Here is a 21,160-nt window from a genome sequence, read left to right as displayed (position 1 = left end):
GCGGCGACCCTAGGCCTTGGCGGCGGCCTTGCGGGGCCGAGCTGCTGCCGCCGTCCGCCGTCCACCCGAGGTACCGATCGTCGAACCGGACGAGGACGTCTCCGCCGAGGCGGCGCGCTTGGCCGGTGGCTTCCGGGTCGGCTTTCCCCGGCCCGACAACACCGGGGCGAGGAACCGTCCGGTGTGGCTGGCCTCGACTCGGGCCACCTGCTCGGGGGTACCTTCCGCGACCACCAGGCCGCCGCCCGAGCCACCCTCCGGCCCGAGGTCGACGATCCAGTCCGCGCTCTTGATCACGTCCAGGTTGTGTTCGATGACGATCACCGTGTTGCCTTTGTCCACCAGGCCCTGCAGGACGGCGAGCAACTTGCGGATGTCCTCGAAGTGCAACCCCGTGGTCGGCTCGTCGAGCACGTAGACGGTGCGCCCGGTGGACCGCTTCTGCAACTCGGCGGCGAGCTTGACCCGCTGGGCCTCACCCCCGGACAGCGTGGGTGCCGGCTGCCCCAGCCGGACATAGCCCAGACCGACCTGGGCCAGGGTGGTCATGTGCCGGGAGATCGCCGGCACCGCGGCGAAGAACTCCGCGGCCTCCTCGATCGGCATGTCCAGCACGTCGGCGATGGTCTTGCCCTTGAAGTGCACCTCGAGCGTCTCGCGGTTGTACCGCGCCCCGTGACACACCTCGCAGGGCACGTAGACGTCCGGCAGGAAGTTCATCTCGATCTTGATGGTGCCGTCACCCGAGCAGGCCTCGCACCGGCCACCCTTGACGTTGAACGAGAACCGGCCCGGCTGGTAGCCGCGCACCTTGGCCTCGGTGGTCTGCGCGAACAGCTTGCGGACGTGATCGAACACCCCGGTGTAGGTCGCCGGGTTGGACCGCGGGGTACGACCGATGGGGCTCTGGTCGACGTGCACCACCTTGTCGAGGTGCTCCAGGCCGGTGACGTTCTTGTGGCGGCCGGGCACCTGACGGGCACCGTTCAGCTTGTTGGCCAACACGGTGTAGAGGATGTCGTTGACCAGGGTCGACTTGCCCGACCCACTCACCCCGGTGACCGCGACGAAGCAACCCAGCGGGAAGGAGACGTCGATCCCCGCCAGATTGTGTTCCCGCGCGCCCACCACGGTGACCCGACGGGTCTTGTCGACCGGACGGCGCACCAGGGGCAGGGCGATCTCGCGACGTCCGGACAGGTACTGCCCCGTGAGCGAGTCGGGGTGGGCCAACAACTCGGCCACGGACCCCGAGTGCACCACCTGCCCACCGTGTTCGCCGGCGCCCGGGCCGATGTCGACCGCCCAGTTGCTCGCCCGGATCGTGTCCTCGTCGTGCTCGACGACGATGAGCGTGTTGCCCAGGTCGCGCAGCCGCGTCAGGGTCTCGATCAGCCGGCGGTTGTCGCGCTGGTGCAACCCGATGCTCGGCTCGTCGAGCACGTACAGCACCCCGACCAGGCCGGAGCCGATCTGGGTGGCCAACCGAATCCGTTGCGCCTCGCCACCGGACAGCGTGCCCGCCGCCCGATCGAGGGAGAGATAGTCGAGCCCGACGTCGAGCAGGAACCCCAGCCGGGCGTGGATCTCCTTCAGCACCCGGTCAGCGATCTGCCGCTCGCGCGAGGTGAGGTCGAGCGCACCGAGGAAGTCGGCCGCCCCCCGGATCGGGAGGGCGCACACCTGGGCGATCGAACGGCCCCCGACCAGCACCGCCAGCGACTCCGGCTTGAGCCGGGCGCCCTGGCAGGCCGGACACGGGATCTCGCGCATGTAGCCCTCGTAGCGCTCCCGGCTCCAGTCGGACTCGGTCTCGGAATGGCGACGCTGGACGAAGGAGACCGCGCCCTCGAAACCGGTGGAGTACGAACGCTCCCGACCGAACCGGTTGCGGAACTTCACGTGCACCTTGTGGTTCTGGCCGTGCAGCAGGGCCTGCTTGGCCCGCTGCGGCAGAGCCCGCCACGGGGTGTCCATCGAGAAGCCCAGGTCATCGCCCAGGGCAGCCATCAACCGGGTGAAGTAGTCGGCACTCCCCTGGGTCCACGGAGCGATGGCGCCTTCGGCCAGGGTCAGGTCCTCGTCGGGGACGATCAGCTCGGGGTCGACCTCGAGCTTGGTGCCGATGCCGGTGCACTGAGCGCAGGCGCCGAACGGGTTGTTGAACGAGAAGGTGCGTGGCTCGATCTCGAACGAGCTCAGTTGGTGCTCGTTCGGGCAGGCCATCTTCTCGCTGAACCGGCGCTCCCGGTCAGGGGAACCCTCGGCCTCGTCGACCAGGTCGATGGTCAGGATGCCGCCGGCCAGCCCCAACGCCGTCTCGACCGAATCGGTCAACCGCCGCTTGGCCGAGGACTTGGCCACCAGCCGGTCGATCACCACGTCGATCGAGTGCTTGAGCTTCTTCTCCAACTGCGGCGGCTCGCTCAGCGAGACCACCTCACCGTCGACCCGAGCCCGCGCGAACCCCTTGGTCTGCAACTCGCGGAACAGGTCGGCGTACTCGCCCTTGCGCTCCCGGACGACGGGGGCCAAGACCTGGAACCTGGTGCCCTCGGGCAACTCCAGCAGCCGGTCGACGATCTGCTGCGGGGTCTGCCGCTGGATCGGCTCGCCGCAGGTCGGGCAGTGTGGCCGGCCCGCCCGCGCCCACAACAGGCGCAGGTAGTCGTACACCTCGGTGATCGTGCCCACCGTCGAGCGAGGGTTGCGGTTGGTCGACTTCTGGTCGATCGAGACCGCCGGGGACAGCCCTTCGATGAAGTCGACGTCGGGTTTGTCCATCTGCCCCAGGAACTGCCGGGCATACGCCGACAGTGACTCGACGTACCGCCGCTGGCCCTCGGCGAAGATCGTGTCGAAGGCCAGAGAGGACTTGCCCGACCCGGACAGACCGGTGAACACGATGAGCGCGTCACGCGGCAGGTCGAGCGAGACGTCCTTGAGGTTGTGCTCGCGGGCGCCCCGCACCACCAGTCGATCGGAGGCGCGGCCGGAGAGAGTATCGGTCACGTTCCTCATGCTAGGTGGGCCCACCGACAATCCCCGACTCAGCCCCGAACCAGCCCCGAACCAGCCCCGGCTCAGCCCTCCAGCAGCGTCTGTCCCAGGTAGTGCCCCTCGTCCACCCCTGGTGCGATGGCATACACCGCCGAACCGATGTGGGTGATCCAGGTGTTGAGCAGGTCCTTGCCCGCCAACCGGCGCTGAACCGTGACGAACGCGGCGTCGGCATCGGCCTGGAACGCGGCGAAGAGCAGCCCGACGTCGGGCACCCCCGCGCCGTCCATGCCCTCGTCGTAACTGAACGGACGGCGCAGCATGGTCTCGGCCGCAGTGGCGGCCTTGGCCAGCCTCACGTGCGCCAGCGGTTCGATCACCGGAAAGCCGAAGTCGTCGACGGCGTCCAGATCGGGGACGTCCTCCTCGCGGGTTCCGGTGAGCGGTGCCCCGGTGTCGAGCCGACGGCCCATGATCTGTTCCTTGCCGTCTCGGTCGAAGGCATCCCAGGTCTCGAGATGCATCGCGATCCGGCGCAGCACGAGCACGGTTCCCCCCGAGAACCACCGCGGCCCGGAGGCCCACACCGCCTGGTCGAACGCTGCCGTCCCGGGTGTGGGGTTGACCGAGCCGTCGACCTGGCCCATGAGATTGCGGGCCGTGCCCCGGGCCGTGGCCCCTGGTGAGGCGAACCCGCGCTGGACCCACCGCAGGGTGCCGAACGCCCGCTGGTCCTTGGCGAGCATCCGCACCGTGTGAGCCAGCGTGGTGGGATCGTCGGTGCAGATCTGGGTGACCAGATCGCTCTGACCCCACCGGGGCTGCAGCTTGTCACCGCTGAATGCCGGCAGCTCACGAACACTGGCCGGGCGCTGGGCAGCGGTACCCGTGGCGTCGAAGAACCCGGGCCCGAACCCGACGGTGATGGTGAGCCGAGCGGGCCGGGTGGCCAATTCCGGTTCGGTGTCACCGAGCGCCGGACGCCCCTGGGTGAGCCGCCGGGCATCGTCGGTCAGGACCCGCATCAGCCGGACGACGTCTGCTCGGCTCGTACCGCGTGCCAGATCGAGGCCGAGGAAGGCACCGAAAGCCTGGGGGCGGGTGGCGATCCCTGCCTGATGGACACCGTGGAAGGGCACCACCTCATCGGAGGGGGAGGATTCTGGCGAGGTGACGGAGGTGCTGCTGCTGGGGCGGTGGGTCGAAGCGAGCGCGAGGCCAGCAGCGACGGCGCCCCCGGCGAGGGCTGCCGACGAACCGGTCAGCAGCCCCCGACGGGAGATCTCGGTCATGGCACGAAGTCCCTTACATGCCCGACATGGACGCGCTGGCGGACGGCTTGTAGCTCTCGTTGCCGGCGGAGAACGGCTTGCCCAGGCCTGTCACCTCCACGGTGGAACCGTCGGCCAGCTTCAGCATGACCTTGACCTCGTCACCAGCCTTCACGGCCTTGGTCAGTTTCATGAGCATGATGTGATCCTTGCCCGGCGCCAGGGTGTGGGTGCCACCGGCGGGGATCTCGAAGCCGCCGGCCTTCGGCTGCATCTTCATCTCACCGTCGACCATGACCACTTCGTGGGTCTCGATCATTCCGGCGATGTCGCTGCTGCCCCCCACCACGGTGACAGGGGTGGTGCCGGTGTTCTTCAGGGTGCCGAACATCCCGGTCATGCCGGAGTCGACAGCCTTGACCCACCCGTCGGTGAGCGTCAGGGCGGCGGCTGCGGCGGGGGCGCTGGTCGCCCCGGCGGAGCTGCCGGCAGTGCTCGCGGGTGTGGTCTCCGACGAACTACATCCGGTGAGCAGCCCACCGGAGACGACAAGGGCGAGGGTGAATCCGGCCAGCGCCGGACGACGTGCAGAGATCTTCATGATCGTGTGGTTCTCCTCTGGCGTGACGGACACGCCGATCGGTCCCGACCCGCGCCGTTGGGCGGGTCGGGCGGATGGTTCGGGTCGGATCCGCGTGCGCCCTCGAAGGACGTCGCGGTGTCAGGCGTGGACGCGGCCCAGAACCGGAGGACCTCGAAGACCCGGCCCGCCCTGGACCAGCCCGGCTGCCAGGAGGAGAACACGAGGGCAACTGACCGGCACGGCGGTCGGTGTCGCTGTAGCGGGCGCCCAGCGAACGGCGAACCAACCCAGCCAGCGACGCAACAGCGCGAAAGCGCGTTCACCGCGCCCCGCGATGACGGCGGTCACCGCCGCGGCCGCGGCGTGGCCGAGCACCATCCGGACGACGTGCGGGCCGGTCGGCGTCATCGTCGCCGAGCGGTGCAGCGTCGGCTCGGTGGTCAGCAGGACGACGTGCTGAGCGAGTTGCATCGCCGTCAGAGCAGAGGCGATGACCCACCAGGGCTGACGTCGCGAGCCCAAGGGCAGCACGCCGGCCACAGAGATCAGCACCAGCAGGCCCCAGGAGGAACGGGGGGCGTCACCGAGCAGGGCCGCGAGGGTGAGGCCGGACACCAGGGAATGGGCGGTGGCGGAGAGCACGCAGCCGATCACCGCGATCGCGACCGTTCGCCCAACCCGTACCACGTGCCTCAGGTTACCCCCTGCCCAGCCATAGGCAGCCTGCTCTGTGGCCTGCGAGGCTGAGGACGACCAAGGACAGCACAGAGCGCGGGAGGACTCATGCCGTACACCGGTTCCGTTCAGCCAGGTGGCCCGACCGACGTCCGCGAACTGGACGACGTCGTGATCCGCAAGGCGAGTGTGTCGGAGCAGGACAACAACGCCTACCTGATCACCTGTCGGGTGACCGGGTACCAGATGTTGATCGACGCTGCGGACGATGCACCACGGCTGCTGGCCCTGATCGACGAGGGAGGCGCCCGCGGACGCCGTGGGCTGCAGGTTCTGACCACACACCGCCATTGGGACCACCACCGTGCCCTGTCCGAGGTGGCCCGAACCACCGGAGCATGGACCCTGGCCGGCGTCGAGGATGCGCCCGAGCTGCCGCAAGCCCCGGACCAGGCGCTACGGCACGGGGACACCCTCGGACTGGGCGAGCTGCGGCTCGACGTCATCGCGTTGCGCGGTCACACCCCGGGATCGATTGCGGTGGTACTCCACGCCGCAGATGGCAGCCGCCATGTGTTCACCGGCGACAGCCTCTTTCCCGGGGGACCCGGCAAGACGGACTCGCCCGAGGATTTCCGCAGTCTGATGACCGATCTGGAACGGCGGGTCTTCGACTCGTTGCCGAACGACACCTGGGTCTACCCCGGTCATGGCAACGACACCACCATCGGTGCCGAGCGTGGATCGCTGCCATCGTGGTGGGCCCGCGGCTGGTGAGGTCGATCTGCGCTAGCTCTGGTCGCCGGCCTGGTCTCGCGCCTTCAGGGCCTCGTGCCGACGGCTGTGCGCCAAGCTGGCCACGGTCGTGATTGTCAAGACGGCAACAATCACACTGAGCGAGACCCAGATCGGGATCTCCGGAGCCCACCCGACCGACTGACCGCCGTTGATCCACCCCACCTCATTGAGGTGTAGCGCCTCGAGGACCAGCTTGACCCCGATGAAGCCCAGGACGACGGCGAGCCCGATCGACAGGTACACCAGTCGGTCGAGCAGGCCCCCGAGCAGGAAGTAGAGCTGACGCAGGCCCATCAGGGCGAAGATCGTCGCGGTGTAGACGATGAACGGGTCCTGCGTCAGCCCGAAGATCGCCGGGATCGAGTCGAGAGCGAAGAGCACGTCGGTCGTGGCGATCGCCAGGAACACCAACACCATCGGGGTCAGCGCCTTCGTCCCGCCGAAGGTCACCAGCAGCTTGCGTCCGTCGTAGGTCGGCGCGATCGGCAGCACCCGGCGTGCCTTGCGGATGAGGATGTTCTCCTCGAAGTCGCTCTCCTCGGTCTCGCCCTGTCGGGCCAACTGGATCGCGGTGTAGATCAAGAACGCGCCGAACAGGTAGAACATCCAGCTGAAGCGCTCGATGGCCGCGGCTCCCACGACGATGAATCCGCCACGCAAGACCAGCGACAGGATGATCCCCACCATCAGGACCTCTTGCTGGTGGTGGCGCGGAACCGAGAACCGGCTCATGATCACCACGAACACGAAGAGGTTGTCCACCGACAGGCTGTACTCCGTCAACCAGCCGGCGAGGAACTGACCTGCCTCTTGGGTCCCTGCCACCCCCAGCAGAATCAGGGCGAAGACGAGTGCGAGGCCGACGTAGAAGCCCACCCAGGCCGTGCACTCACGCATCGAGGGAACCCTGGACGACCTCGCCACCAGCACGAGGTCTGCGATCAGGAGCACCGCCAACACGGCAAAAGTCGTGACTTCGAACCAGAGGGACAAGGCAGGAGACCTCCCGAAGCACGGACGTGTCTCACGATGGTAGTCGCCAGTACCGGGCCGACCCAGAATCCGCCCCGCGCTCGACTCGGCTCACCGGCCGGCAGCCCGCATGCCCCGTAGCTCCTTCTTCAGCTCGGAGATCTCGTCGCGCAGGCGAGCTGCGAGCTCGAAATGCAGCTCCGCCGCAGCGGATTTCATCTGGTCGGTGAGTTGCTGGATCAGATCGGCAAGGTCGGTTGCAGGCAGATTGCGCAGATCCGCGGCGTGGGTGCCGGCGCCACGGGCACCGCCGCCCATGCCCGGCACCGGCGCCTTGCCGCGGCTGCGCTGCCGCCCGGCACCGATCAGCTGTTCGGTGTCCTCCTCCTCGCGGGCGATCAGGTCGGTGATGTCGGCGATCCGTTTGCGCAACGGCGCCGGATCGACGCCTCGTTCGAGGTTGTAGGCCACCTGCTTCTCGCGCCGCCGATTGGTCTCGTCGATCGCCTGGGCCATCGAGGGAGTGACCGTGTCGGCGTACATGTGGACCTCGCCCGAGACGTTGCGGGCCGCACGGCCGATGGTCTGGATCAGCGACTTGGCCGACCGCAGAAAGCCCTCCTTGTCGGCATCCAGAATGCTCACCAGCGACACCTCGGGCAGGTCGAGCCCCTCGCGCAACAAGTTGATCCCGACCAGGACGTCGTACTCCCCCTGGCGCAACTCCCGCAGCAGCTCGACCCGGCGCAGCGTGTCGACCTCGGAGTGCAGGTAGCGGACCCGAACCCCCTGGTCGAGCAGGTAGTCGGTCAGGTCTTCGGACATCTTCTTGGTCAGCGTCGTGACCAGCACCCGTTCGTGACGCGCGGCGCGATCGCGGATCTCACCGAGCAGATCGTCGATCTGCCCCCGGGTCGGCTTGACCACCACCTTGGGATCGATCAGCCCGGTCGGGCGAATGATCTGCTCCACCACTCCCCGGCCCTTGGCCAGCTCGTAGTCGCCCGGCGTGGCGGACAGGTAGATCGTCTGGCCGATCCGGTCGAGGAACTCCTCCCACTTCAGCGGTCGGTTGTCCATCGCGCTGGGCAACCGGAAGCCGTGATCGACCAGGGTGCGCTTGCGGGACATGTCGCCCTCGTACATCGCCCCGATCTGCGGCACCGTGACGTGGGACTCGTCGATGACCAGCAGGAAGTCCTCGGGGAAGTAGTCCAGCAAGGTGTTCGGCGCCGTCCCCGGGCCTCGGCCGTCGATGTGCCGCGAGTAGTTCTCGATGCCGGCGCAGGAACCGACCTGGCGCATCATCTCGATGTCGTGATCGGTTCGCAGCCGTAGCCGCTGCGCCTCGAGCAACTTCCCCTGCCGATTCATCTCCTCCAACCGCTCGGCGAGCTCGGCCTCGATGCCGGTCAGGGCGCGTTCCATCCGCTCCGGGCCCGCCACGTAGTGAGTGGCCGGGAAGACGTACATCTCCTGCTCTTCACGGATCACCTCACCGGTCATCGGGTGCAGGGTGTAGATCCGATCGATCTCGTCGCCGAAGAGCTCGATGCGCAGAGCGAGCTCCTCGTAGACCGGGATGATCTCGATGGTGTCGCCCCGGACCCGGAACGTGCCCCGGGTGAAGGCGAGATCGTTGCGCGTGTACTGCATGGTCACGAATCGTCGGAGCAGGTCGTCGCGCTCGACTTCTTGCCCGACCTTCAGCCGGGCCATGCGGTCGACGTACTCCTGCGGGGTGCCGAGGCCGTAGATGCAGGACACCGAGGCGACCACGACGACGTCGCGCCGGGTCAGCAGCGAGTTGGTCGCGGAGTGCCGCAACCGCTCGACCTCCTCGTTGATCGAGGAGTCCTTCTCGATGTAGGTGTCCGTCTGCGGGACGTAGGCCTCGGGCTGGTAGTAGTCGTAGTACGAGACGAAGTACTCGACCGCGTTGTGCGGCAGCAGCTCACGGAACTCATTGGCGAGTTGGGCCGCCAGGGTCTTGTTGGGCGCCAGCACCAGCGTCGGGCGCTGCACCTTCTCGATCAGCCAGGCGGTGGTGGCCGACTTACCGGTACCGGTGGCACCGAGCAGGACCACATCCCGCTCGCCTGCCTCCACCCGGCCGGCGAGTTCGGCGATCGCCTGGGGCTGGTCGCCACCGGGTTCGTACTCGGCGACCACCCGGAACGGGGCGACGGTTCGCTGCAGGTCCGTGACGGGGCGCATGTCTCACACCGTAAGCGCCACCACCGACAACCAACGCGTCGGCCTCAGTCTGCGAGGTGGACCGGCGTGCCCGCCCAGGCGGGGTCGCAGGTCAGGAAGGCCACCGCCGGTGTCGTCTCGGACGTCGGGGCATAGCCTGCCCGCTCGACGGCCGCGGCCAATTCATCGGTGGGCTCCGCGCCGCCTACCTCGAAGCCCGTCCCGAGGACGCTCACCACAGCCCGCTCCCCCACGGACCGTTGCAGTCGTGCCGCCAACCGGGCCCGCACGTGGTCGTCCGGCCGGTGACCGACACCTTCCGCCGGCCGGTGCATGGCCAGGTTCGTCGCGAACGGGGCCAGGCGTCGCCGCCAGGCGGCGTCCACCAGGTCCAGCAGATCGGCACTGCCCCGGGTGTTGTCCAGCCAGATGTCGGCCACCTGACGCCGAGCGTCGTCCGAGACCTGCGCCGCCACCCGTGATCGAGCCTCGGCGGCGGTCATGCCACGGTCGGTGACCAGGCGCCGGATGCGTTCGTCGACGTCTGCGTGAACCACCATCACCAGGTGGTAGTCGGCGGCCATCTGCTTCTCGACGAGCAGCGGCACATCGTGCACCCCGACCGAGTCGCCCGGCACGGCGGCGAACGCTGCCGCCGTGGCGGTGGCGATCCGAGGGTGCGTGATCGCCTCGAGCCGGCGGCGGGCTGCTTCGTCGCTGAACACGATTCGGCCGAGTGCGGCGCGGTCGAGTTCACCGGAGGACGTCACCACCTGCGGCCCGAAGGTCGCCACCACCTCGGCCAGTCCCTCGGTTCCGGGGGCCACCACCGCGCGGGCCATCTGATCTGCGTCCACCACGACGGCGCCCAACTCGGCCAGCCGTGACGCGACGGTCGACTTGCCCGCCCCGATGCCACCGGTCAATCCCACCCTCAGCACGGCACCGAGCGTACGTCGCGGGGGGCGAGGTGACGACGACACGTACGTCCCGCATCACCCTGACGCGAGCCCTGCCCTGGGGATTCGAGAGGTCAGTACGCCCCGCGCCGGGCCAGAACTGCCACCACGGTCCGGGCGATGATCGACAGGTCGAGCCCGAGCGACCAGTTCTCGACGTAGCCGAGATCGAGCCGCACCGATTCCTCCCAGGTCAGATCCGAGCGCCCCGAGACCTGCCACAACCCGGTGATGCCCGGCTTGACCAACAACCTGCGGTGCACGTCCTTCTCGTAGGCGGCCACCTCGCGGGCCAACGGCGGGCGAGGCCCGACCACCGACATGGTGCGGCAGAGCACGTCGAACAGCTGAGGCAACTCGTCCAGGGAGTACTTGCGCAGGAACGCCCCGACCCGGGTCACCCGCGGGTCGTCCTTCATCTTGAACAGCGGCCCACCGCCGTGCTCGTTGAGGTGGGTGAGCTGAGCGAGTCGCTCCTCGGCGTCCACGTACATGCTGCGGAACTTGGTCATCTTGAACGGCCGGGAGTCCTTGCCCACCCGTTCCTGGCGGAAGAACACCGGCCCGCGCGAGTCGATCCTCACCGCGATCGCCACAGCGATCATCACCGGAGCGAGCAGCACCAGGGCAACACTGGCGAGGATCATGTCGAGGCCGCCCTTGGCCACCCGCCGCAGGCCGGTGAACTCCGGCTCGTCGACCGACAGCAGGGGGACGCCCCCGATGGTCTGCAGGTGCATCCGTGGCACCGCGACCTCGGTCAGTCGCGGGGCGACGAACAACTGGATGCCACTGCCCTCGAGGTCCCAGGAGAGGCGCCGCAGGTCGTCCTCGCCGATCTCCGACCAGGCGGTGATCAAGATGGCGTGGGCATGGTGGCGCCGGACGATGGCCTGGGCCTCGTCGGGGGTACCCGCCACCGGCACGCCGGCCACGGTCTCCCCCTTGGCACTGCGTAGGCAGGCGGCCACCACTTCGACCCCGCCGTCAGGTTGGCGGCTCAGCCGCGTGATCAGTTCGTCGACCGACCGTTCCAGACCCACCACCACCACGCGGTGGGTGCACCGGCCTCGCCGGCGCAAGGCGTAGAGCACCTGGCGAGCCACCGTGTGCGCGAGCTGCGTGGCCACCGCCGCCAGCGTCGAGCCGGCCAGCACCAACCCTCGCACCTCGGCCCGGGTCGCGTAGGCGATCGTGCTGCCGAGGGCCAGGACGATCAAGCTGGACGCCGCGAGGCGCTGGAACTCCTGGTTGCCGACGCCGATGAAGCGGTGCTCGTACGTGCGGGCGAGAACCGCCACCGCCGGGACCAGGGCACCGAACGGGAAGGCCCACCAGACGGACTCGCCGTCCCCGACCAGGGCGATGCCGGCCAAGCAGGCCAGCACGGCCAGCACCAGGTCCGCCCCGACCACCACCAGCGTGTACGGCCGTAACCAGGCCGCCGACACCCGTTGACGCGCCACCCACTGCGAGGGATCGCGCCGCGAATCCGCCGGCGCGCCCGCCAGCTCGAACTGTCGCCGGGCCTCGCTGTCGGCCTCGCGGTCCCGAACGGACTGCATCTTGGCGGCCAACGCCCCGTCCCGCGAACTCATGGGGTCCTGGGACACCCGGGGGGCGGGTGCCGAGGGGGCCGCAGCGGTCTTCCCGGGCGGCTTGAAGGCTCCGTCCTGGCTCATGACTCCTCTTCGCCCCAAACGCCGACCGACCGTCGACCTGTGAATCGGTCGACGGTCGGTGCGGCTTGAGACGATTCGAGCCCGGTGTGCGCGGCCCGAGGTGAATCAGTACCCGCCGGTGAGCTTCTCGCGCAGAGCAGCCAGGGCCTCGTCGGAGGCCAGGGTTCCCTCGGCGACGGGAGCCTGCGAGCTGTAGGTCGACGGAGCCTCGCCGGTCTCGGTGCGAGCCTCGGCATCGGCCTTGGCGGCGTCGTCCATCTGCTTGCGGTGCGCCTCCCAGCGTGCGTGGGCCTCGGCGTACTGCCGCTCCCACTCCTCACGCTGCGACTCGAAGCCGGGCATCCACTCCTGGGTCTCGGAGTCGAAGCCCTCGGGGTACTTGTAGTTGCCGGCCTCGTCGTACTCCGCCGCCATGCCGTACATCGACGGATCGAACTCCGCGGTGTCGCCGGTGGCTCCCTCGTTGGCCTGCTTGAGCGACAGCGAGATCCGGCGCCGCTCCAGGTCGATGTCGATCACCTTGACGAAGATCGCATCGCCGACCTGCACGACCTGCTCGGGGATCTCCACGTGACGCTCGGCCAGCTCGGAGATGTGCACCAGGCCCTCGATGCCCTCGTCCACTCGGACGAACGCGCCGAACGGAACCAGCTTGGTGACCTTGCCCGGCACGACCTGACCGATCGCGTGGGTCCGGGCGAACTGCTGCCACGGGTCTTCCTGGGTGGCCTTGAGCGACAGCGAGACGCGCTCGCGGTCCATGTCGACGTCCAGCACCTCGACGGTGACCTCCTGGCCGACCTCGACGACCTCACCCGGGTGGTCGATGTGCTTCCAGGACAGCTCCGAGACGTGCACCAGACCGTCGACCCCACCGAGGTCGACGAAGGCGCCGAAGTTGACGATCGAGCTGACCACACCGGAGCGGACCTGGCCCTTCTGCAGCGTCTGCAGGAAGGTCTGGCGCACCTCGGACTGGGTCTGCTCCAGCCACGCACGACGGGACAGCACCACGTTGTTGCGGTTCTTGTCCAGCTCGATGATCTTGGCCTCGATCTGCTTGCCCACGTACGGCTGCAGATCGCGGACCCGACGCATCTCGACCAGCGACGCCGGCAGGAAGCCGCGCAGGCCGATGTCGAGGATCAGGCCACCCTTGACCACCTCGATGACGGTGCCGGTGACGATGCCGTCCTCTTCCTTGATCCGCTCGATCGTGCCCCAGGCGCGCTCGTACTGCGCACGCTTCTTGGACAGGATGAGCCGGCCCTCCTTGTCCTCCTTCTGGAGAACCAGGGCCTCGATCTCGTCGCCGACGCTGACGACCTCACCGGGGTCGACGTCGTGCTTGATGGACAGCTCACGCGAGGGGATGACGCCCTCGGTCTTGTAGCCGATGTCCAACAGGACCTCGTCGCGGTCCACCTTGACGATCGTGCCGGCAACGATGTCGCCGTCATTGAAGTACTTGATCGTCTCGTCGATGGCGGCGAGGAAGTCCTCCGCGGTGCCGATGTCGTTGATGGCGACCTGCGGGGTGCCCTTGGGGGCGGAGATGCCGGCCGTAGCGGCGGCTGCAGAGTCCAGGGTGGGGCTCATCGTCGGGCTGGTGGTCATGAAGTAGGGGCTCCGATGCGGACAGGTGTCGAGTGCGGACAAGGAGAACTGGGATGGTGGAACAGACGGTGCAAGGCGTGCGATCGGATCGCGGCTCCGATCGCTTTCGGATCAAGGCCAGTCTCGGTCCGCGCACACGCTGTGCGCCATGGTTACCGTACCCTTCGGCCGGATCACAGGTCAAAGCACGCCAGGGGGTGGATTTAAACCATTATGTCCGGCAATCGTGACGGCCTTCCGGAGGCAGGCTATGCCCCTGCGGGCGCCGAGGAGAGCGTGCTGGCGAATCGGGCGTGGTGGGACGACGAGGCGAGCGAGTATCTCGCCGACCACGGTGCCTTCCTGGGTGCGGATCGCTTCGTCTGGGGACCCGAGGGACTGACCGAGGACGAGGCCCAGTTGCTGGGGCCGATCGGTGACCTGATCGGACGACGCGTGCTCGAGATCGGCTGTGGCGCGGCCCAGTGTTCCCGGTGGCTCGCCACGCGCGGCGTTCAGGCGGTCGGCATCGACCTGTCGATCGGGATGCTGAACCAGACCGGGCCGGTGGCGCCGGGCGACACCGCCGACCTGGACGACGCCGCAGACCCGGACGGCGCCTCGCGCACACCGGGTCTGGTGCAGGCCGACGCCCGCCGCCTGCCGTTCGCCGACGCCACCTTCGATCACGCCTTCAGTGCCTATGGAGCCGTCCCGTTCGTGGCCGACCCCGAACAGATCATGAGTGAGGTGGCGCGGGTGCTGCGTCCGGGCGGTCGCTGGGTGTTCTCGGTGACCCACCCGATGCGATGGGCCTTCCCGGATGACCCCTCCGAGCGGGGTCTGACCGCGGTGCGCTCGTATTTCGACACCCGCCCCTACATCGAGCGAGATGCCGCCGGTCGGCTGAGCTACGCCGAGCACCACCGCACCCTGGGTGAGCGCATCCGCGACATCGTCCGGGCCGGGCTCGAGCTGGTCGACCTGATCGAGCCGAGGTGGCCCGCGGGGCACGACCGGATCTGGGGCGGGTGGAGCCCGCTGCGGGGTCGACTCCTTCCCGGAACCGCGATCTTCGTCGCCCGTAAGCCCACGTGAGGCGACCGGGCGGCCGGCACCCCGGCCGACCTCCGGATGACAGCCGATCAGTGGCCGGCTTCGTGCCAGGAGCGTCCGATGCCCACCGACACCTCGAGCGGGACGGACAGCTCGGCGGCCCCGGCCATCGAGGCCCGTACCAGCTCCTCGACGACCTCGCGCTCACCGGGTGCCACCTCGAGCACGAGCTCGTCGTGCACCTGCAACAGCAACCGGCTGCGCAGACCCGCCTGGGTCAGACCGCGGTCGAGGGCGAGCATGGCGATCTTGATGATGTCGGCGGCGCTGCCCTGGATCGGGGCGTTCAGCGCCATCCGTTCGGCCATCTCGCGGCGCTGCCGGTTGTCGCTGGTCAGGTCGGGCAGGTAACGGCGCCGGCCGAGGATGGTCTCGGTGTACCCGGTGCGCCGCGCCTGGGCGACGATGCCCTGAAGGTAGTCGCGCACTCCCCCGAAGCGATCGAAGTAGTCCTCCATCAGCGTCTTGGCCTCGTCCACCGGGATGTTGAGCTGACGGGACAGGCCGAACGCGCTCAGGCCGTACGCCAAGCCGTAGGCCATGGCCTTGATCTTCGAGCGCATCGCCGGAGTCACCCCGTCCGTCGGGACGCCGAAGACTCGGGATGCCACGAAGTTGTGCAGGTCCTCCCCCGACCGGAACGCCTCGATCAAGCCCGCATCAGCACACAGGTGCGCCATGATCCGCATCTCGATCTGGGAGTAGTCCGCCGTGAGCAGACAGTCGTACCCCGGCCCGACGATGAAGGTCTCGCGGATCCGCCGTCCCTCGTCGGTACGGATCGGGATGTTCTGCAGGTTGGGATCCGTGCTCGACAGTCGGCCGGTCGCGGCGATGGTCTGCTGATACGTGGTGTGGATGCGGCCGTCGTCCGAGACCGACCGCAGCAAACCCTCGACGGTGACCCGCAGTTTGGAGGCGTCCCGATGGCGCAACAGGTGCAGCAGGAACGGGTGCTCGGTCTTGACGTAGAGCTCGGCGAGCGCCTCGGCGTCCGTGGTGTAGCCGGTCTTGGTGCGCTTGGTCTTGGGCATGCCGAGCTGGTCGAACAGCACGGTCTGCAACTGCTTGGGTGATCCGAGGTTGATCTCGGAGTCGATCACGGCGAACGCCTCGGTGGCCGCCGCCGCCACGGCCTCGGCGAAGTAGCTCTCCAAGGCCTGCAGGGCGTCGGTGTCGATCGCGATGCCGGCGTGTTCCATGCGGCCGAGCACCCGGACCAGCGGGAGCTCGACGTCCGACAACAACCCGGCCCCGCCGCGGTCGGCCAGCTCGACGTCCAGCGCCGCGGCCAGTTCCAGGACGGCGCGCGCCCGGACCATCGCAGCCTCGGACGCCGCACCGTCCGCCTCGCCGGCGGTGACCGCGTCGACGTCCAGGGTCAGTTGCACCTCGTCGGGCACGGCGGTCGTCCCGGCGGTCTCGACCCGCAGCTCACGCCCGAGGTGGCGCAGACTGAGGTCGGCCAGGTCGAAGCTGCGCTGATCGGGACGACACAGGTAGGCGGCCAGGGCGGTGTCGCACACCACGCCGTCCACCGCGAGACCACGAGCCTCGAGGGCGGTGACCGGACCCTTGGCGTCGTGGAACACCTTGTGACGAGCCGGATCGGCGAGCCACCCGGCCACGGCCTCGGTGGCCTGCTGATCGGCGTCCACCAGATCGATGAAGCCGGCAGCGCCATCGGCGCTGGCCAGCGCCAGCCCTCGGGCGTCGCCGGTGCCCCGGCCCCACTGGCCGACCACGTGCACCCCGGTGCGGCTGCCGGCCGGTGCGTGCTCGGCGAGCCAGAGCGCGGTCTGCTCCCCGGTCAACCGGGACTGGTCGAGCGCGAAACCGCCCTCGGCCTCGGGCTCGGGTGCCGCCAGGTAGTCGAACAACCGGTCGCGCAGCACCCGGAACTCCAGACCGTCGAAGACCCGGTGTACCTCTTCGCGGTCCCAGGAGCGCCAGTGCAGGTCCTCGATGCCCAGCGGCAGGTCGAGGTCGTCGACGAGGCGGTTGAGCCGCCGGTTGGTGAGCACCTGCGCCAGATGCTCACGCAGCGTGCCGCCCACCTTGCCCTTGATCTCGTCGACGTGGGCCACGATGCCGTCCAGGTCGCCGTACAGATTGATCCACTTGGCGGCGGTCTTGGCGCCCACGCCCGGCACGCCGGGCAGGTTGTCGCTGCTCTCGCCGACCAGGGCAGCCATGTCGGAGTAGCTCTGCGGCCCCACGCCGTAGCGCTCCTGGGTGACGGCCGGCGTCATCCGGATCAGCTCACTCACCCCACGTACCGGGTAGAGCAGGGTCACGCTGTCGCTGATCAGCTGGATCGCGTCGCGGTCACCCGTCGAGATGACCACCTCGAGCCCCGCTGCACTGGCCTGCCGAGTGAGGGTGGCGATGACGTCGTCCGCCTCGTAGCCCTCTTTCTCGAGGACCGGCACCCGCAGCGCGGCGAGCACCTCCTTGATCAACGCCACCTGGCCGGAGAACTCCTGCGGCGAGCTGGAACGGTTCGCCTTGTAGTCGGGGTAGACCTCGCTGCGGAATGTCTGCCGCGAGATGTCGAAGGCCACCGCGACGTAGTCCGGCGCCTCGTCGCGCAGCACGTTGATCAACATGGAGGTGAAGCCGTACACCGCGTTGGTGCTCTGGCCGGTGCTGGTGGAGAAGTTCTCGACCGGCAGGGCGAAGAACGCCCGATAGGCCATGGAGTGCCCGTCGACCAACAGCAGTCGAGCCGGCCGGGCGGCGTCCGGGGCGGCGCGCTTCGACGTCGAGCGCGGCGAGGTGGAGGAGGCAGGGGTGCGCGTCGCGGTGGGGCTCACGGATGCCACCCTAGGGGCCATGTCCGACAGTGCGAACCTGGCCGATCAGTTCAACGCCTCCTCGCCCGGCACCCTGGCCGAGCGCATGGGAATCGTCTTCACCGAGGTCACCACCGACCGCGTGGTGGCCACCATGCCGGTGGCCGGGAACACCCAGCCCTACGGGCTGCTGCACGGCGGTGCCTCGTGCGTGCTGGCCGAGACGGTCGGGTCGGTGGCCGCGGTGGTGCACGGCCTGCCGAACGGCCGCATCGCGGCCGGCATCGACATCAACGCCACCCATCACCGCGCCGTCCGATCGGGCACGGTCACCGGGGTGGCGACACCGCTCTCGCTCGGCTCGTCCCTGGCCAGCTACCAGGTCGAGATCACCGACGAGTCCGGACGACGCACCTGTACCGCCCGGATCACCTGCATCCTGCGCGAACGCCCCCCCGGCGACCCCACCTGACCCCCCCAACCCGCGCCCGAACCGCACCCCCAAACCTGCTCATGCTCCGCAGGTGCCCGCCCATGCTCCGCAGGTGACGCGGATGGCGGGCACCTGCGGAGCATCGACGCGTCACCTGCGGAGCATGAGCGGGTTCTTGTGCGGACTCCGGGTGGCAGGGGGTGGGTCAGCCGCCGAGGTAGGCGCGGGTGACCTCGTCGTCCTCGGCCAGGCGGCGCGCTGCGCCCTCCAGCTTCAGCGATCCCGATTCGAGCACGTACGCGTAGTCGGCAATGCCCAACGCCGCCAACGCGTTCTGCTCCACCAACAAGATGGTCACGCCCTGGTCGCGGATCGTCTGGATGGTGTCGAAGATCAGGTCCACCAGCACCGGGGCCAGACCCATCGACGGCTCGTCCAGCAGCAGCAGCTTCGGCCGACCCATCATCGCCCGGGCGACGGCCAGCATCTGCTGCTCGCCGCCGGACAGGGTCCCGGCCTTCTGCGCGATCCGCTCCTGCAACCGGGGGAAGAGCTCGAGGACCCGCTCACGATCGGCGGCGATCTCCTCCTTGTCGTTGCGCAGGAACGCCCCCATGTCGAGGTTCTCGTCCACGGTCATCTTCGGGAAGATGCGTCGACCCTCGGGTGAGTGGCAGATGCCGGCCTCGACGATGGCGTGACCGGACATCGACGTCGCGGCCATGCCGTTGAAGGTGATGCTGCCCTGGCGCGGCTTGAGCAGGCCCGAGATGGTGCGCAACGTCGTCGACTTGCCGGCGCCGTTCGAGCCGATCAAGGTCACGATCTCACCCTGGCGAACCTCGACGCTGACGCCCTTCACCGCGGCGATGGCGCCGTAGTAGACGTGCAGGTCGTCGATCTTCAACAGGACGTCGCCGGTCCCCCGGGTGTCTCCGGCGGCCGGAGTGCTGCTCTGCGCGCTCACTTGTCGCTCCTGTAGCCCTCGGTGCCGGTCTTGCCCAGGTAGGCCTCCACCACGCGCTGGTCGTTCTTGATCTCGTCCGGCGTGCCTTCGGCGATCTTCTTGCCCTGATCGAGCACCGTGACCCGCTCGCTGACCTTCATGACCACGCTCATGTCGTGTTCGATCAGCAGCACCGACAGGTCCATCTCGTCGCGCACCCGGTACACGAACTCGACGAATCGGGCCGACTCCTGCGGGTTCATGCCTGCGGTGGGCTCGTCGAGCAGCAGGATCTTGGGCTTGAGCGCGAGCGCACGAGCCACTTCGAGCCGCCGCTGGTCGCCATAGGACAGGTTGCGCGCGTACTCGTCCGCCACCTTGGGGATGCCGACGAAGGCGAGCAGTTCACGAGCCCGGTCGCGTCCCTCCCGCTCCTCACGACGCTGGCGTGGCGTCTTGAGCACGGTGCCGACGATGCCCGACTTCATGTGCGAGTGCATCGCCACCATGACGTTCTCCTCGGCCGTCATCAGGTTGAACAGCCGAATGTTCTGGAACGTGCGGGCCAGCCCCAAGTGGGCCACCTGGTGGGTCGGCAGACCGGTGACGTCCTTGTCGCCCAGGTGAACCCGGCCGGACGTCGGGTGGTACAGACCCGTGAGGATGTTGAAGAACGTCGTCTTACCGGCCCCGTTGGGCCCGATCAGACTCACCACGGATCCGTGCGGGATGGTGAAGGTGACGTTGTCCACCGCCACCAGGCCACCGAACCGGATCGTGATGTCGTCGGCCCGCAGATCGAGGGCGGACGACAGTGTGCGCTCGACAGGTTGTGCGGTCATGACTGGCCACCCTCCATGTCGGCCCCGACGGCTTCGAGTTCACCGCGTTCGGGCTCGGCGAGAACCTGTTTGGTGCGGGTCTCGGGGATCAGTCCTTCACGACGGAACAGCATCATGAGCACGAGGATCAGGCCGAACAACAAGAACTGGTAGTTCTTGAAGTTGACGTTGGTGCCGGCCGCCTCGTTGAACGTGTCGCCGAACTTCTCGAGCCCCGTGGAGTTGATCCACGCCAGCGCCAGCGCACCGACGGTGACCCCCCAGACGTTGCCCATGCCACCCAGCACCACCATCGCGAGCAGGATGATCGAGATCGCGAAGTCGAACCGGCTGGCATAGATGCCGTTGACGTAGGTCGCGAAGGCGACCCCACCGATCCCGCCGGCGAAGGCACCGACGGCATAGGCGGCCAGCTTGGTGCGCATCAGCGGCACACCCATCATGGACGCCGCCAGCTCGTCCTCGCGGATCGCCAGCCAGGCGCGGCCGAGCCGCCCCTCACGGATCCGCAGCGACAGGAACACGATCGCCGCCGCCAGCAGGCAGTAGACCAGGAACTTGAACGGCAGGTCCTCGGCGCGCAGCCCCAACTGATCCGGTACGCCGGGGATGTAGCTGAACGGCCAGGTCGGGATGGTGTCGATCGGGGTGATGCCCTTGTCTCCGTTGGACAGGTTGAAGTTGCCCCCGGAGCCCAGTCGCTCACCGTTGCGGAAGATCTGCGGGATGATCTCGCCGAACCCGAGGGTGACCAGCGCCAGGTAGTCGCTCTTCAGCCGCAGCGTCGGAGCTCCGATGAGGACGCCGAAGAATGCGCAGATCAGGCCGGCGATCGGTAACACCAACCAGAAGTTCAGGTGGATGCCCCGGTCGAGCCCCTCGATCGCGGGCGGGTGCCCGAGGAAGTTCACCTTCAGCCCGGCCCAGCTCTTGTCGTTCATCATCTCCGAGGCGAACGGCGACATGAACCAGCCCGCCACATACCCGCCGATGGCCCAGAACGCCACATAGCCCAGGTCGAGCAGACCGGCATAGCCGACCACGATGTTGAGGCCGAGGGCGAAGATCACCCAGAGCACCATCTCGCTGGCAGCCGAGACCGACAGCCACTTGCGGAAGAAGGTGGCCGTCTCACCCCCGACCGCCGGAAGGATCTTCCAGTAGAGCAGGAAGAGCACGATGACCGCCACGGTGAGCCCGAGCGCCCACCGCAGGTTGGAGCGGCGAGCGTGCGCCGCAGCGTCCTTGACCGAGACCGTCGGCCCGGCAGGAGAGGGAGTGGTAGCGGTCGCCATG

At 68.4% G+C, this 21,160-nt stretch carries 16 protein-coding genes; 3 read left to right on the top strand and 13 right to left on the bottom strand.

Annotated features, from left to right (window positions below; translation table 11 throughout):
* Positions 1-9: 9 nt before the first annotated feature.
* The 4 genes from uvrA to IPK24_14070 form a co-directional block, all read right to left on the bottom strand.
* Positions 10-3,021, bottom strand: a complete 3,012-nt coding sequence (gene uvrA / locus IPK24_14085) for an excinuclease ABC subunit UvrA (protein MBK8076654.1) — start codon at positions 3,019-3,021, stop codon at positions 10-12.
* 62 nt (positions 3,022-3,083) lie between these two features.
* On the bottom strand, positions 3,084-4,292 hold the full coding sequence (locus IPK24_14080) for a Dyp-type peroxidase (GenBank protein MBK8076653.1): 1,209 nt from the start codon (positions 4,290-4,292) through the stop codon (positions 3,084-3,086).
* Between the two features lie 13 nt (positions 4,293-4,305).
* On the bottom strand, positions 4,306-4,872 hold the full coding sequence (locus IPK24_14075) for a copper chaperone PCu(A)C (GenBank protein ID MBK8076652.1): 567 nt from the start codon (positions 4,870-4,872) through the stop codon (positions 4,306-4,308).
* 120 nt (positions 4,873-4,992) lie between these two features.
* A complete protein-coding gene (locus tag IPK24_14070; GenBank protein ID MBK8076651.1) occupies positions 4,993-5,541 on the bottom strand; it encodes a hypothetical protein in 549 nt (182 codons plus the stop codon).
* Positions 5,542-5,637: 96 nt separating this feature from the next.
* Here IPK24_14070 and IPK24_14065 point away from each other — a divergent pair, with 96 nt between their 5' ends.
* Positions 5,638-6,306 carry an MBL fold metallo-hydrolase gene (locus tag IPK24_14065; protein MBK8076650.1) on the top strand — a complete coding sequence of 223 codons (669 nt, stop codon included), beginning with the start codon at positions 5,638-5,640 and terminating at the stop codon, positions 6,304-6,306.
* Between the two features lie 12 nt (positions 6,307-6,318).
* Here the strand turns inward: IPK24_14065 and IPK24_14060 are convergent, their stop codons facing one another.
* From IPK24_14060 to rpsA, 5 genes are all read right to left on the bottom strand, one after another.
* Positions 6,319-7,320 (bottom strand): TerC family protein, encoded by a 1,002-nt coding sequence (locus IPK24_14060; protein ID MBK8076649.1) that lies wholly within the window; start codon positions 7,318-7,320, stop codon positions 6,319-6,321.
* Between the two features lie 90 nt (positions 7,321-7,410).
* Entirely contained in the window at positions 7,411-9,516 is a 2,106-nt protein-coding gene (gene uvrB, locus IPK24_14055) for an excinuclease ABC subunit UvrB (GenBank protein ID MBK8076648.1), read from the bottom strand.
* Between the two features lie 44 nt (positions 9,517-9,560).
* Entirely contained in the window at positions 9,561-10,436 is an 876-nt protein-coding gene (locus IPK24_14050) for a dephospho-CoA kinase (protein MBK8076647.1), read from the bottom strand.
* A 92-nt stretch (positions 10,437-10,528) separates the two neighbouring features.
* Complete coding sequence (locus IPK24_14045; protein ID MBK8076646.1) at positions 10,529-12,136, bottom strand: sugar transferase; 1,608 nt, start codon at positions 12,134-12,136, stop codon at positions 10,529-10,531.
* A gap of 105 nt (positions 12,137-12,241) precedes the next feature.
* Positions 12,242-13,735 (bottom strand): 30S ribosomal protein S1, encoded by a 1,494-nt coding sequence (gene rpsA, locus IPK24_14040; GenBank protein ID MBK8076645.1) that lies wholly within the window; start codon positions 13,733-13,735, stop codon positions 12,242-12,244.
* 231 nt (positions 13,736-13,966) lie between these two features.
* Between rpsA and IPK24_14035 the strand changes: the two genes are divergently transcribed.
* The gene (locus tag IPK24_14035) at positions 13,967-14,830 is read left to right on the top strand and encodes a methyltransferase domain-containing protein (GenBank protein MBK8076644.1); all 864 of its coding nucleotides are present in this window, start codon (positions 13,967-13,969) and stop codon (positions 14,828-14,830) included.
* Positions 14,831-14,877: 47 nt separating this feature from the next.
* Here IPK24_14035 and polA read toward each other — a convergent pair whose 3' ends face one another.
* Positions 14,878-17,685 (bottom strand): DNA polymerase I, encoded by a 2,808-nt coding sequence (polA, locus tag IPK24_14030; GenBank protein MBK8076643.1) that lies wholly within the window; start codon positions 17,683-17,685, stop codon positions 14,878-14,880.
* Between polA and IPK24_14025 the strand changes: the two genes are divergently transcribed.
* Complete coding sequence (locus IPK24_14025) at positions 17,684-18,115, top strand: hotdog fold thioesterase (protein MBK8076642.1); 432 nt, start codon at positions 17,684-17,686, stop codon at positions 18,113-18,115. The two genes, polA and IPK24_14025, sit on opposite strands and share 2 nt — an antisense overlap.
* A gap of 166 nt (positions 18,116-18,281) precedes the next feature.
* On the opposite strand, the gene IPK24_14020 is transcribed toward IPK24_14025, so the two are convergent.
* The 3 genes from IPK24_14020 to IPK24_14010 are packed head-to-tail and all read right to left on the bottom strand — an operon-like array spanning position 18,282 to position 21,159.
* Positions 18,282-18,986 (bottom strand): ABC transporter ATP-binding protein, encoded by a 705-nt coding sequence (locus tag IPK24_14020; GenBank protein MBK8076641.1) that lies wholly within the window; start codon positions 18,984-18,986, stop codon positions 18,282-18,284.
* 53 nt (positions 18,987-19,039) lie between these two features.
* Complete coding sequence (locus tag IPK24_14015; protein MBK8076640.1) at positions 19,040-19,864, bottom strand: ABC transporter ATP-binding protein; 825 nt, start codon at positions 19,862-19,864, stop codon at positions 19,040-19,042.
* On the bottom strand, positions 19,861-21,159 hold the full coding sequence (locus IPK24_14010; GenBank protein ID MBK8076639.1) for a branched-chain amino acid ABC transporter permease: 1,299 nt from the start codon (positions 21,157-21,159) through the stop codon (positions 19,861-19,863). The genes IPK24_14015 and IPK24_14010 overlap by 4 nt, the downstream gene beginning before the upstream one ends.
* Between the last annotated feature and the right edge of the window lies 1 nt (position 21,160).

This window comes from Kineosporiaceae bacterium (assembly GCA_016713225.1).
GTDB lineage: Bacteria > Actinomycetota > Actinomycetes > Actinomycetales > Kineosporiaceae > JADJPO01.
Note: the sequence above shows the minus strand (reverse complement) of the source record. Positions and strands in the feature narration are given on the sequence as shown.